This window comes from Microbacterium sp. DMC48 (assembly GCF_056313825.1).
Map to the genome: position 1 here is coordinate 154214 of NZ_JBQUZN010000005.1, position 12984 is coordinate 167197.

Annotated in this window: 16 protein-coding genes; 8 read left to right on the forward strand and 8 right to left on the reverse strand. The window is 68.7% G+C overall.

The window, feature by feature from the left end; all coding sequences use genetic code 11:
- Window positions 1-10: 10 nt before the first annotated feature.
- Window positions 11-421 (reverse strand): MarR family winged helix-turn-helix transcriptional regulator, encoded by a 411-nt coding sequence (locus ACT53O_RS09780; protein WP_036316571.1) that lies wholly within the window; start codon window positions 419-421, stop codon window positions 11-13.
- 116 nt (window positions 422-537) lie between these two features.
- Window positions 538-1005 (reverse strand): DUF3817 domain-containing protein, encoded by a 468-nt coding sequence (locus ACT53O_RS09785; RefSeq protein WP_476152138.1) that lies wholly within the window; start codon window positions 1003-1005, stop codon window positions 538-540.
- An 89-nt stretch (window positions 1006-1094) separates the two neighbouring features.
- Between ACT53O_RS09785 and ACT53O_RS09790 the strand changes: the two genes are divergently transcribed.
- Window positions 1095-1508, forward strand: a complete 414-nt coding sequence (locus ACT53O_RS09790) for a hypothetical protein (protein ID WP_295775290.1) — start codon at window positions 1095-1097, stop codon at window positions 1506-1508.
- A gap of 104 nt (window positions 1509-1612) precedes the next feature.
- Here ACT53O_RS09790 and nrdF read toward each other — a convergent pair whose 3' ends face one another.
- The 4 genes from nrdF to nrdH are packed head-to-tail and all read right to left on the reverse strand — an operon-like array spanning window position 1613 to window position 5440.
- A complete protein-coding gene (gene nrdF, locus ACT53O_RS09795; protein ID WP_005052315.1) occupies window positions 1613-2593 on the reverse strand; it encodes a class 1b ribonucleoside-diphosphate reductase subunit beta in 981 nt (326 codons plus the stop codon).
- Window positions 2594-2635: 42 nt separating this feature from the next.
- Window positions 2636-4792: a class 1b ribonucleoside-diphosphate reductase subunit alpha gene (gene nrdE / locus ACT53O_RS09800; RefSeq protein ID WP_039412121.1), complete on the reverse strand. Its 2157-nt coding sequence runs from the start codon at window positions 4790-4792 to the stop codon at window positions 2636-2638.
- Window positions 4774-5205 (reverse strand): class Ib ribonucleoside-diphosphate reductase assembly flavoprotein NrdI, encoded by a 432-nt coding sequence (gene nrdI / locus ACT53O_RS09805; RefSeq protein WP_036290246.1) that lies wholly within the window; start codon window positions 5203-5205, stop codon window positions 4774-4776. The genes nrdE and nrdI overlap by 19 nt, the downstream gene beginning before the upstream one ends.
- A gap of 1 nt (window position 5206) precedes the next feature.
- On the reverse strand, window positions 5207-5440 hold the full coding sequence (gene nrdH, locus ACT53O_RS09810) for a glutaredoxin-like protein NrdH (protein WP_005052310.1): 234 nt from the start codon (window positions 5438-5440) through the stop codon (window positions 5207-5209).
- A 405-nt stretch (window positions 5441-5845) separates the two neighbouring features.
- Between nrdH and ACT53O_RS09815 the strand changes: the two genes are divergently transcribed.
- Both ACT53O_RS09815 and ACT53O_RS09820 read left to right on the forward strand, forming a co-directional pair.
- Entirely contained in the window at window positions 5846-7069 is a 1224-nt protein-coding gene (locus ACT53O_RS09815; protein WP_476152142.1) for an MFS transporter, read from the forward strand.
- A gap of 44 nt (window positions 7070-7113) precedes the next feature.
- A complete protein-coding gene (locus ACT53O_RS09820) occupies window positions 7114-7869 on the forward strand; it encodes an alpha/beta fold hydrolase (RefSeq protein WP_476152144.1) in 756 nt (251 codons plus the stop codon).
- Between the two features lie 27 nt (window positions 7870-7896).
- On the opposite strand, the gene ACT53O_RS09825 is transcribed toward ACT53O_RS09820, so the two are convergent.
- Window positions 7897-8301 (reverse strand): hypothetical protein, encoded by a 405-nt coding sequence (locus ACT53O_RS09825; protein ID WP_036318262.1) that lies wholly within the window; start codon window positions 8299-8301, stop codon window positions 7897-7899.
- Window positions 8302-8380: 79 nt separating this feature from the next.
- On the opposite strand from ACT53O_RS09825, the gene ACT53O_RS09830 reads away from it, so the two are divergent.
- Window positions 8381-9541: an acyl-CoA dehydrogenase family protein gene (locus ACT53O_RS09830; RefSeq protein WP_476152146.1), complete on the forward strand. Its 1161-nt coding sequence runs from the start codon at window positions 8381-8383 to the stop codon at window positions 9539-9541.
- 8 nt (window positions 9542-9549) lie between these two features.
- On the opposite strand, the gene ACT53O_RS09835 is transcribed toward ACT53O_RS09830, so the two are convergent.
- On the reverse strand, window positions 9550-9822 hold the full coding sequence (locus tag ACT53O_RS09835; RefSeq protein WP_036318264.1) for a metal-sensitive transcriptional regulator: 273 nt from the start codon (window positions 9820-9822) through the stop codon (window positions 9550-9552).
- Window positions 9823-9856: 34 nt separating this feature from the next.
- Here ACT53O_RS09835 and ACT53O_RS09840 point away from each other — a divergent pair, with 34 nt between their 5' ends.
- The 4 genes from ACT53O_RS09840 (at window position 9857) to ACT53O_RS09855 (ending at window position 12940) form a co-directional block, all read left to right on the forward strand.
- Complete coding sequence (locus tag ACT53O_RS09840) at window positions 9857-11128, forward strand: DUF445 domain-containing protein (protein ID WP_347417427.1); 1272 nt, start codon at window positions 9857-9859, stop codon at window positions 11126-11128.
- Window positions 11129-11217: 89 nt separating this feature from the next.
- Window positions 11218-11562, forward strand: a complete 345-nt coding sequence (locus ACT53O_RS09845) for a gamma-glutamylcyclotransferase family protein (RefSeq protein WP_036318266.1) — start codon at window positions 11218-11220, stop codon at window positions 11560-11562.
- On the forward strand, window positions 11562-12476 hold the full coding sequence (locus tag ACT53O_RS09850) for an arginase family protein (RefSeq protein WP_476152149.1): 915 nt from the start codon (window positions 11562-11564) through the stop codon (window positions 12474-12476). Before ACT53O_RS09845 ends, ACT53O_RS09850 begins: the two co-directional genes overlap by 1 nt.
- The gene (locus tag ACT53O_RS09855; RefSeq protein WP_036318268.1) at window positions 12473-12940 is read left to right on the forward strand and encodes a SixA phosphatase family protein; all 468 of its coding nucleotides are present in this window, start codon (window positions 12473-12475) and stop codon (window positions 12938-12940) included. Before ACT53O_RS09850 ends, ACT53O_RS09855 begins: the two co-directional genes overlap by 4 nt.
- Window positions 12941-12984: the final 44 nt, after the last annotated feature.

Sequence of the window (12984 nt, forward strand, 5' to 3'; positions counted from 1 at the left end):
CGCCGTATGCTCAGACGATGCCGGCGCGGATGCCGTCCAGCGAATCGGCGACCTTGGGAAGGCGCTGGGCGAGGACGTCGTCGAGCTCGAAGAGGCGCTGTCGGGCATCCTGCAGCACGCGCGCTCCCTTCGTGGTGACATGCAGATCGCTGGCGGCGCCGGCATGGGCCGTGGCATCCTGCACGAGGCCGTCGTCGACGAGCGTGCGCACGGCGGTGTGGGCGGACTGCACTGTGATGTGCGAGCGGCGGGCCAGCTCGGAGAACGAGATGCCGGGCTCGGCGTAGATGTGACCGAGGAGACCGAACTTGCGGGTGCTGATGCCGAGGTCTTTGAGGATCGACGCCAGCTGCTCCTCCCACATCGCCGACACCGCGAGCAGCGCGATGACGGGGCTGAAGCGGGGACCGTCCTGAGTCATGCGGTCCATGCTATCGATGCGCTGTGCCGCGCACGGGTCGCCGTCCCGTGACTTCTCCAGCTGACGGGCTGACGCCACCGCTCGCCGGACGCCAGGCGCTGACTTCGGCGCCGGGATCAGGCCTTCGCACCACCGGGGGGGCCGAGGATCAGCAGCACGGCGAAGATCGCGGCGACGGCCACGAGAATGCCGACGAACAGCAGCCAGGGGCGGCGCAGGAACCAGGCCAACGGGCCGTCGTACCACCGCGCGTCCGCCGCATCGACAGCAGCCTCGACGCGCCACGCACCGGCGAGCAGGCCGCGACGGTGCACGCAGAGCTCGACCGGAATGGTGGCGTAGGGCACGATCGCCGAGATCAGCGCGACGGCGGTCGGCCCCGCGGGCCATCGGTTGTTGAGGGCAACGAGCACGACAGTGGCGCCGTACGAGAGGAACACGAAACCGTGGATGCCGCCGCCGATCGTCACCGCGGGCGCCCACCCGGTCGTCGCCCGGACGACGAGACCGGCGATGAGCAGCGTCCACGACACCGCCTCCGCGAACGCGAGAGTGCGAAACAGAGACAGGGGGGTGCGAAGCATTCCTTCAGCATAACTGAAGGAATCCGTCCCGCCTGAGCTCTTCCTGTGAGCACCGGGCGCCGCTGCGCGCGGTGCCTAGGGTGTCGCGTATGACACGTCGCTTTCCGCTGGCGGCGGCCGCACTGTTGACGACCGGACTGCTGGGAGGCTGTGGGCCGATGGTTCCGGTGTGCCCTGCCATCGGATTCGTCAATCCCGGGCCCGTCACGATCGAGGTCGCCCCCGCCCTGACCGTCGGCGAGGTGGCCGCGTGCTTCGGCGACGGCTGCGCCCCCACGCCCCTCCCCCTCGGCCGCGACGGCCGCGGACGGATGCCGCTGGCACCGCCGTATCTCGCCGACACGAGCGTCGTCAGCATCGAGCCCGGCACGACGGTGCGCGTGGTGATCACCGATGCCACCGGCACCGTCACGCGTGATGTCCGCGCGGAGATCCCCTACAGGTCGGAGGGCGGCGGCCCGTGCCCGGGACCGGTGAGCTTCGACGCTGTCGTCATCTCCTGACCGTCCGCGGCGAGCGAAGACCCTCGACGCCGCGACGCCCCCGCACCGGCTCATCGAGCACGGTTCGGGGGCGTCGCGCCATCCACCCGACGACGTCGGTCAGGTCAGAAGTCCCAGTCGTCGTCCTCGGTCGCGACCGCCTTGCCGATGACGTACGACGAGCCCGACCCGCTGAAGAAGTCGTGGTTCTCATCGGCGTTCGGCGACAGGGCCGAGAGGATCGCGGGGTTCACGTTGGTCAGCTGCGACGGGAACATCGCCTCATAGCCGAGGTTCATCAGCGCTTTGTTGGCGTTGTAGTGCAGGAACTTCTTGACGTCCTCGGTCAGGCCGATGCCGTCGTAGAGGTCCTGCGTGTACTGCACCTCGTTGTCGTACAGCTCGTAGAGCAGCGAGAAGGTGTAGTCCTTGATCTCGTCGCGCTCGGGCTGGGTGAGCTTCTCGAGCCCCTTCTGGAACTTGTAGCCGATGTAGTAACCGTGCACGGCCTCGTCGCGGATGATGAGGCGGATGATGTCGGCCGTGTTCGTCAGCTTCGCCTTGCTCGACCAGTACAGCGGCAGGTAGAAGCCCGAGTAGAACAGGAACGACTCCAGCAGGGTCGAGGCGACCTTGCGCTTGAGCGGCTCGTCGCCACGGTAGTAGTCCATGACGATGTGGGCCTTCTTCTGAAGGTTCGGGTTTTCCACCGACCACCGGAACGCGTCATCGATCTCGGGCGTGGAGCACAGCGTCGAGAAGATCGACGAGTAGCTCTTCGCGTGCACCGACTCCATGAACGCGATGTTCGTGTACACGGCCTCTTCGTGGGGCGTGATCGCGTCGGGGATGAGCGAGACGGCGCCGACGGTGCCCTGGATGGTGTCCAGGAGCGTCAGACCGGTGAACACCCGCATCGTGGTGGTCTGCTCGTCGGGAGTGAGCGTCGCCCACGACTGGATGTCGTTGGACAGCGGCACCTTCTCGGGCAACCAGAAGTTGTTCACGAGGCGGTTCCACACCTCGAGGTCCTTGTCGTCCTGAATGCGGTTCCAGTTGATCGCCTGGACGTGGTCGATGAGCTTGAGCGGCTCGGACGGGGTCATGTCGTCAATCCTTCAAACGGTCGTGGAGTGAGCGAAGCGCGGTCACAGCATGCAGGAGACGCACTCGGACAGGTTCGTGCCCTCGAGCGCCATCTGACGAAGGCGGATGTAGTAGATCGTCTTGATGCCCTTGCGCCACGCGTAGATCTGCGCCTTGTTGATGTCGCGGGTGGTGGCGGTGTCCTTGAAGAACAGCGTCAGCGACAGGCCCTGGTCCACGTGCTGGGTGGCGGCGGCGTAGGTGTCGATGACCTTCTCGTAGCCGATCTCGTACGCGTCCTGGTAGTACTCCAGGTTGTCGTTCGTCATGAACGGCGCCGGGTAGTAGACGCGGCCGATCTTGCCTTCCTTGCGGATCTCGATCTTCGACGCGATCGGGTGGATCGAGCTCGTCGAGTTGTTGATGTACGAGATCGATCCGGTCGGGGGCACCGCCTGCAGGTTCTGGTTGTAGATGCCGTGCGCCTGGATCGACGCCTTCAGCTCGCGCCAGTCGTCCTGGGTGGGGATGTGGATGCCGGCGAACAGCTCGGCCACGCGATCCGTCTGCGGCACCCACTCCTGCTCGAGGTACTTGTCGAAGAACTCCCCCGACGCGTAGGTCGAGTCCGCGAAGCCGTCGAAGGCCGTGCCGCGCTCGATCGCGATGCGGTTGGAGGCACGCAGTGCGTGGAACAGCACCGTGTAGAAGTAGATGTTCGTGAAGTCGATGCCCTCTTCCGAGCCGTAGTGCACGTGCTCACGCGCGAGGTACCCGTGGAGGTTCATCTGGCCGAGGCCGATCGCGTGCGAGCGGTCGTTGCCGTCTTCGATCGAGCGCACCGAGCGGATGTGGCTCTGGTCGCTGACCGCGGTGAGCGCGCGGATCGAGGTCTCGACCGTGCCGGCGAGGTCCTTGCCGTCCATCGCGAGCGCGATGTTCATCGACCCGAGGTTGCAGGAGATGTCCTTGCCGATCTCGGCGTACGAGAGGTCCTCGTTGTAGGTCGTCGGCGTGTTGACCTGCAGGATCTCGCTGCAGAGGTTGGACATGTTGATCCGGCCCTTGATCGGATTGGCCTTGTTCACCGTGTCCTCGAACATGATGTACGGGTAGCCCGACTCGAACTGGATCTCGGCGAGGGTCTGGAAGAACTCGCGCGCGTTGATCTTGGTCTTCTTGATCCGCGCGTCGTCGACCATCTCGCGGTACTTCTCGGTGACGGAGATGTCACCGAACGGCACGCCGTAGACCTTCTCGACGTCGTAGGGCGAGAACAGGTACATGTCCTCGCCGTTGCGGGCGAGCTCGAAGGTGATGTCGGGGATCACGACGCCGAGCGACAGCGTCTTGATGCGGATCTTCTCGTCGGCGTTCTCGCGCTTGGTGTCCAGGAAGCGGAGGATGTCGGGGTGGTGCGCCGACAGGTAGACGGCGCCGGCACCCTGACGCGCGCCGAGCTGGTTGGCGTAGCTGAAGCTGTCTTCGAGCAGCTTCATGACCGGGATGATGCCGCTGGACTGGTTCTCGATCTGCTTGATCGGGGCTCCGGCCTCACGGATGTTGCTGAGCAGGAGCGCGACGCCGCCCCCGCGCTTGGACAGCTGCAGGGCGGAGTTGATGCCGCGGGCGATCGACTCCATGTTGTCTTCGATGCGCAGCAGGAAGCAGCTGACGAGCTCGCCGCGCTGCGCCTTGCCCGTGTTGAGGAAGGTGGGGGTCGCGGGCTGGAAGCGGCCCGAGATGATCTCGTCCACGAGCTTCTCGGCCAGCTGCTGGTCGCCGTCGGCAAGACCCAGGGCCGTCATCACGACGCGATCCTCGAAACGCTCGAGATAGCGCTTGCCGTCGAAGGTCTTCAGCGTGTAGCTCGTGTAGTACTTGAAGGCGCCCAGGAACGTCTCGAAGCGGAACTTCGCCCCGTAGGCGCGGTCGTTGAGGCGCTGGATGAACTCGAACGGGTACTTCTCCAGCACGGCGCCCTCGTAGTACTCCTTCTCGACGAGGTAGTCGAGCCGCTCCTTGAGCGAGTGGAAGAACACGGTGTTCTGGTTGACGTGCTGGAGGAAGTACTCCCGCGCGGCACGCTTGTCGGCGTCGAACTGGATCTTGCCGTCCTCGCCGTACAGGTTGAGCATCGCATTGAGGGCGTGGTAGTCCATGCCCTCGAAGCGCGCGTCGGTCTTGAAGGTCGCCGGGCTCACTGCAGCTTCCACCATCGTTCCAATCCGTCGCTCACACGGGCGACGTCGTCGGGCGTGCCGAAAAGTTCGAGCCGGTACAAGTGCGGCACGGTGCACTTGCGGCTGATGATGTCACCGGCGCGACAGAACGACTCGCCGAAGTTGGTGTTGCCCGCGGAGATCACTCCGCGGATGAGGTGACGATGGCGCTCGTCGTTGAGGAACCGGATCACCTGTTTGGGGACGGCGCCCTTCTCCTCGCCTCGCCCCTGGCCTCCTCCGTAGGTCGGTGTCACGAGCACGAAGGGCTCGTCGACCTCGAGAGGTGTGTCGCCAGGGGCGAGCGGGATGCGGACGGCCGGCAGACCGAGCTTCTCGATGAATCGCGCCGTATTGCCCGACACGCTCGAGAAGTAGACGAGCAGCGGGGCGCTCGTCAACGTCGGCATGTCAGGCCAGACGGCTCGCGAGCTCGTCGATCTTGTCGGGGCGGAAGCCCGACCAGTGGTCCTCGTCGGTGACGACGACCGGAGCCTGCAGGTAGCCGAGCGACTTCACGTGCTCGAGCGCCGCCGGGTCCTCCGAGAGGTCGAGGACTTCGTAGTCGATGCCCTTCGAGTCCAGCGCGCGGTAGGTCGCATTGCACTGCACGCACGAGGGCTTGGTGTAGACGGTGATTGCCATGTCGTTCCTTCTCTCCCCTTGGTCTGCGCGGATCGATCCCGTTGGGAATCCGCCCTCTTCTCGCCTGTGATCCCGGCCGTGCCCCCGCCGGGAGTCCAATACTACATATGGGTACGGACATTGGATAGCACCACAAGGGCTAGTAGTTACATCCGTGTAGTTTTGCACCGCTCTCCCCATGTACAACACAGGTTGTCCACCGTTTCATCCACAGGATGCCGCGAGGATCGAAGCCTGGAAAAAGCCTGAATCGCGCGGATTTCGATCGCCATCGCGACCGTCGTCCACAGCCCGCACGCTACGGCGGGCCTCCGACATCGCCGCGCCTGTGGAATCTCGACTGCGGCGTGTCGCGACCCCCGTCGGGCGTGTCGCGGTGTCGGCGCCGACGGGTAGCGTGGAGGGGTGGCGGGATACCGGGAACTGTTGCGCACGCAGGGCGTGGCGCGCATCATCGCGGCGCAGCTGACCGCACGCTTCCCGAACGGCATGACGAGCCTGGCCATCCTGCTCCACGTCGAGCAGATGACGGGCTCCTACGCCTCCGCGGGGCTCGTGCTGGCAGCGGCATCGGTGGGTCAGGCGACGGCCGGCCCCGTCACCAGCCGCTGGATGGGCCGCTGGGGCATGCGGCGCGTTCTCACGCTGACCACCGCGGTGTGCGCGGCGGCACTGCTCGCCCTTGCGCTGATCCCTCTCGGCGTCGCGGGCTACATGGTGTTCGGACTCATCGCCGGGCTCTCCACGCCTCCCGTGCAGTCGGCCGTGCGCACCATCTACCCCAAGCTCGTCAACGCACGACAGCTGACCGCACTGTTCTCCCTCGACGCGAGCCTGCAAGAGATCATCTGGATCCTCGCGCCGGTGGTCATCACCCTCGTCGCGACCCAGGTCGGCACGGTCCCGGCGCTGCTGATGATCGTCACGATCCTCGTCGCCGGCGGCGCGTGGTTCATCCTCTCCCCCGAAGTCGGGCGCGTGCGCATTCCGCGCAGCCGCCGCGCGTTCGGCACGGTGCTGGGAAAGCCCGTGGTGCTGCTCGCGACGGTGACCGGCTTCCTCCTCATCGGCGCGTGCGCCGCGGTCGAGGCGGCGGTGGTCGCGACCTTCGGCCACGGCGGCCTGGAGGCCGGCCTCGTCCTGGCGGTCTTCTCCGTCGGCAGCCTCGCCGGAGGCCTCGCGTTCGGCCATGTCCCCATGGGGCCATGGGCCATGGGGCGACGTATGAGCGTCGTCGCCGTCGGCCTCGTCGCCTCGGTCTTCGTCGTCGGCGACATCGGCGCGTCCACCCCGTGGTGGGTCGGAGCGTGCCTGGTGGTCGCGGGCGTCGGCATCGCTCCGGCGCTGGCGGTCATGTTCGCGATGACCTCGGCATCCGTGAAGTTCAGCGAAACGGCCGAGGCCTACGGCTGGATCGGCACGGGACAGCTCATCGGCGCAGCCCTGGGATCCGCCGTGGCGGGCTTCCTCATCGACAGCAACGGTGCGGCGGGCGCCTACGCTGCCGCGGCCGGCTTCGCGATCGTCGGAGCCCTGGTCGCGATCGTCTTCGTCCGCGGCTTCCCCGACCTGCGCGGACGTGACGCGAGCCCCATCCCCGACACCGAGCCCGTCCCCGTCATCACATGACGTCCTCATCACCCACCGACAGCGCACGACCGTAGGCTGACCGCATGACCGTCGCTGTGACCCTGCCCCGGCTGTCGTGGGGCGACGTGCGCGCTCCGCGTCGCGCCCTGCTCGTGCACGGACTCGGCTCCACGGGTGCCTTGATGTGGCGCTACGGCGTGACCCTCGCGGATGCCGGGTGGCACGCGATCGCGGTCGACCTGCGCGGCCACGGCACCGCACCGCGGACGCTGGACTACCGCATCGAGGCCTACGCGGCCGACGTCGCGCAGACGCGCCCCGACGACGGCGCACCGTGGGACCTGGTCATCGGGCACTCCCTCGGCGGCGCCGCCGTCACCGTCGCGAGCGCGGGCGACCCCGGCTGGACGCGCCGGCTGGTGCTCGTCGATCCCGCCATCCACCTCGCGGACCGCGATCGCGAGAACGTCCGCGTCGGGCAGGAGCAGTCCTTCGCCGACCCCTCCGTCGAGTCGGTGCGGGCGGAGCATCCCACCTGGCATCCGCTCGACATCGAGCTGAAGGCCCGGGCCGCGCAGCAGGCGAGCCTGTGGGCGGTCGAGCAGACGAGCCTGCAGAACACGCCGTGGGACGTGCGGGCGGCCGCCGCGCGGCTCGCGGTGCCGACGCACGTGATCGCGGCGGACCCGGAGGTGTTCTCGATCTTCCAGGGCGAGTTGGCCGCCGCGGTGCTGCGCCATCCGCTCCTGACGATGTCGGTGGTGACCGGGGCGGGGCATTCGCCGCACCGCGACCTTCCGGAGGCGACGATGCGTCACCTCCTCGACGCGATCGGCTGACGCCCCCGCATCGGCACCGCGCCGTCGTCAGGAGATGCGGCGCAGGATGTGCAGAAGAGCGAGGGCGTACGCGTCTTCCGGCTGGGGGTGCTCGAAGGCCCGCCGCTCGCCCGCGAACTCGATCTCGACGCGGTGCGTGTCGGCGAGCCGTTCCAGCCGGCGAAAGGCTCCCCTCAGCAGCTCGCGCAGCTGATCTTCGCGCGGCAGCCACAGCGCATCGGCCTGGGCGACCGAGTCCAGCGCCCACTCGGTCGTGCCGTTGAAGGCGAGGATCGCCCCCGTCGCGTACTCGCGCGGTTCGATCGTCATCTCACTGACCGTGAAGACGTCGGCTTCGAATTCCGGCTCGTCGAGCTGGAATCGGTCGCCGGATGCCGGGCGCCACACGAGACCCGCCTCGCGCAGCGCGACGGCCAACTCGGTCGAGATCATGCTCCTATCCTGCCGCGCCAGCGGTGCTGCGGGACCCGACGGCGACCCTGGGTCCGGTCACGAGGGGCAGGATGGAGGGGTGACCGATTTCGATGCGACCGCGTACCTGCCGGACGATCTGCTCGAGCGCATCCGCTCGCGCGCCGCCGCCGTGGATGCCGAGAACCGCTTTCCCACCGAGGATCTCGCGGAGCTGACGGCGGCCGGATACCTCTCGATCCTCGTGCCCACCGCGTTGGGCGGCGCAGGCCTCGGGCTGGCGGAGGCCGCGGTGCTGCAGCAGCGGCTCGCGAGCGCGGCCCCCGCGACGGCACTCGCGATCAACATGCACCTCGTCTGGACGGGGGTGGCGAAGGTGATGTCCGACCGCGGCATCGACGACCTGCAGTTCGTGCAGACCGGTGCGGCCTCCGGCGAGGTCTTCGCCTTCGGCATCAGCGAGGCGGGCAACGATCTGGTCCTGTTCGGCAGCGACACGCGGGCCGTCCCCTCCACCGACGGCTCCTACACCTTCACGGGGACCAAGATCTTCACCTCGCTCGGGCCGGTGTGGACGCAGCTGGGGCTGCACGGACTCGACACCACCGACCCGACCGACCCGAAGATGGTCTACGCGTTCGTGCGGCGTACCGACGCCGTCGACACCCGTGACGACTGGGACACGGTCGGCATGCGCGGCACGCAATCGCGCACGACCGTACTGAGTCGGGCCGTGGCCCCTGCCGATCGTGTCGTGCGCCGGGTTGCGCCCGGGCCCAGCCCCGACCCGATCGTCTTCGGCATCTTCAGCGTCTTCGAAGTGCTCCTGGCCTCCGTCTACACCGGGGTCGCACGCCGCGCGCTCGACCTGGCCGTCGCGGCGGCGAAGACGAGAACGTCGAAGAAGACCGGGCGCCCCTACAGCGACGACGCCGACATCCGCTGGCGCATCGCGGAGATGGCCCTCGCCTACGACGGACTGCTCCCCCAGGTCGCGGCGATCGCGCACGACGTGGACGCCCTCGTCGATCGCGGCGGCCTGTGGTTTCCCACGCTGTCGGGCCTGAAGCACCGCGCCGTCGTCACGGCCAAGCAGATCGTCGACGAGGCGATGCTCGTCGCCGGCGGCTCGTCGTACTTCACCCGCAACGAGCTCAGCCGCCTCTACCGCGACGTGCTGGCCGGCATGTTCCACCCCTCCGACCCCGAGTCCGCGCACGCGACCGTCGCCGCCGCGTGGCTCGGCCCGGTCACGACCTAGGCCCGCCGTCAGCGCGTCTCGAGGTCGTACGCCTTGAGGAGTTCGGCGACGGCGAGCTCGCGCTGATCGCCGCCCTCGGCGAACATGTGCGCGACGTGGGTGCGCAGATGGTTCTCGATCAGCAGCTTGTCCAGTGACGCGAGGGCCCGCTGGATCGCTCGCGACTGGGCGATGATGTCCATGCAGTAGTCCTCGTTCTCGATCATCTTGGCGAGCCCGCGCACCTGACCCTCGAGGATGCGCGTGCGGTGCAGGGCGCGCTTCTGGATGTCTTCGATCACGCGGCCAGGATACGCCGCGTGCGAGACTACGGGCATGGCGCGCACCCCCACCGAACTGCTCAGCCCCGCCGACCAGGAACGTCGCCGCGCGCTGCGGGTGATGAAGGGCGTCGCTCTCGGCGCGCTGATCCTGATGGCGGTCGTGTTCGTCGTGGCCTTCGTCCTGCAGGACCGCTTCCCGTGGCTGCAGTACGTCCGCGCCGCCGCAGAGGGCGGCATGGTCGGCGCGCTGGCCGACTGGTTCGCGGTGACCGCGCTGTTTCGCCATCCCCTCGGCATTCCCATCCCGCACACCGCGATCATCCCGCGCCGCAAGGACGAGATCGGGCGCACCCTGGGCGAGTTCGTCGAGACGAACTTCCTCGAGGCGGGCGTCGTCCGCGCGAAGCTGGAGTCGACGCCCATCGCTCGCACGGCCGGTGGGTGGCTGCGCGATCCCGCCCACGCGGAGACCGTCGCCGCAGAGGCCTCGGCGGTGGCGTCCGGCATCCTGCGCGCCCTCAGCGACGACGAGGTGCAGGATCTGATCAGCGACCTCGCACGCGAGCACCTGCTCAGCCCGCAGTGGGGACCGACCGTGGGCGCGTGGCTCTCTCGCGTCGTGGAGGCCGACGCGCACCGCGGCGCGGTCGACCTGGGGGTGGACAGCATCGCGACATGGCTGCGCGCCAACCATGCCGCCTTCAGCGGTCTGGTCTCTCGCCGACTCCCCTCCTGGGTGCCGTCGGTCGCGATGCGCCTCGTCGATGACACCGTCTACAACGAGGCCGTGAAGTTCGTCGCCGCGATCCAGGACGACCCCGACCACCCCGCACGCCGCGCCGTCGACGGCTACCTCGCGCGGCTCGCCGAGAACCTGCAGAGCGATCCCACGACCATCGCGCGTCTCGAAGAGGCCAAGACGGCCGTCTTCGACAGCCCGCGCGTGCGCGAGCTGGCCGCCGAGGCCTGGAACACGGCCAAGACGGGTCTGCTGACGGCCCTGGCCGATCCCTCCAGCGGGCTGCGTCGACGCGTCAGCGCGGCGCTGGTCGAGATCGGCGAGCGTCTGTCGACGGATGCCGCGCTCCAGCACCGTGTGGATGACCGCATCGCGGGGGCCGCGGTCTTCGTCGTGGATCGCTACCGCCACGACATCGCCTCGATCATCACCGACACGGTGGAGAAGTGGGATCCGGCGGAGACGACCGAGAAGATCGAGCTGATGGTCGGCCGCGACCTGCAGTACATCCGTCTCAACGGCACCGTGGTCGGCGCTCTGGCCGGACTGGTCATCTTCGCCGTCGCGCACGCCCTTCTCGGGTGAGTAGGCGTGCACGGCGGAAGGGTTATGGACGGCCGATGAACGAAGGCGCGCCCCTGGCTGGCCGCGACCGGGCGCAGTAGCCTGACGGAATGGGCGAACCGGCGGACGAGCTGCTGTTCACCTACGGCACGCTTCAGTACGCCGAGGTGCAGCTGGACACCTTCGGCCGTCTCATCGCGGGCGAGCCCGATGTGCTGCCCGGCTACACGATCGACTACGCCGAGATCGAGGACCAGCGGGTCGTCGACCTGTCGGGCCTGTCGGTGCATCCCGTGCTGCGTGAGACCGGCAGTCCGCTCGACAAGGTGGTCGGCCGCGTCCTGCACCTCACCGCCGACGAGGTGGATGCCGCCGATGAGTACGAGGTGTCGCTGTACCGCCGGGTGCGGGTGACGCTGGGAAGCGGGCGGATCGCCTGGGTGTACGTCGGCTGATGACCACTGCCCTCTCCCACGACCCGCTCTGGCCGCGCGCCGGCGACTGGCCCGCGCTCGACGAGGCGGCGGCGGCCGACCGCCTCGACGCCGTCCTGCTGGGAGTTCCGGCGTTTCGCACGTCGCTCTCGCCCACCGGCGCGGATGCGACTCCCGGCGCGATCCGTGAGGCCCTGCGCCGATACAGCGCGACACTGATGGGGCCGCCACCCGTCGATCTCGCCGCCGCCCTCCGCTTGGCCGACGCGGGCGACGTCGCCGACCCCGACGGCGCGGCGGGCGAAGCGCGTGTGCGCGCCCGGACCGCCGAGCTGACGGCGCGCGCCGCACTGGTGATCGCGCTCGGCGGCGACAATTCCGTCACGTACGCGACGGCCCAGGGCGCCGGTGCCGCCGGTCTCATCACCCTCGACGCGCACTTCGATCTGCGCGACGGGGTCTCCAACGGCTCACCGGTGCGTCGCCTCGTCGACGACGGGCTCGACCCGACGCGCATCGTGCAGATCGGCATCGCCGACTTCGCCAACTCTGCGGCGTACGCCCGGCGCGCCGCCGATCTCGGCATCCGCGTCATCACGCTCGACGAGCTTCGTCGACGCGGTGCACACGACGTGATCGCCGAGGCGCACGAGGTGGCGGGGCGCGGTGGCGGCGGCATCCACCTCGACATCGACGTGGACGTCTGCGACCGCGCGGTCGCTCCCGGCTGCCCGGCGTCGGTGCCCGGCGGGCTGCAGGCGTGGGAGCTGCGAACTCTCGTGCGCGGCTTGTCCGCCGACCCCGGCGTGCGCAGCGCGGATATCGTCGAAGTGGATGCCGCGGCCGACGCGGCCGACGGGCGCACCGTGCGCCTGGCCGCCCTGTGCGTGCTGGAGCTGCTGGCCGGCGTGCACCGACGAAAGGTCACCGCATGACGACCCTCGTGCTCGTCCGCCACGCGAAGAGCGACTGGGGCGATCCCGGTCTCGACGATCACGATCGCCCGCTCAACGAGCGCGGTCTGCGTGATGCGCCGCTGCTGGCGAAGCGGGTGGCCAGCTCCGGTCTGCAGCTGGATGCCGTCCTCTCCTCGAGCGCGCTGCGCGCCCGCACCACGGCATCGTTCTTCGCCTCGGCATTCGGGCTGGAACCCGAGCTCGACCCGGATCTCTACGGTGCGCCCGCGGACACCCTGCTGGCCGCTGCGGTGGCGCGCGCCGTGCCCGCGGTGATGGTCGTCGCGCACGATCCGGGAATGACGACGCTGGCAGAGCGCCTCTCCGGCGGCGGCATCGGGCACATGCCCACCTGCGCGGTCGCGACGTTCGTGTGGGCGAGTTCCGACTGGGACGTCGCGACGGCCGTCGACCCCGACGAGTGGGCCTTCGACCGCCCCTGACGCCGTGTGGCGCGGGGCATTTCGACCCGCGGCGACGCCGCTCG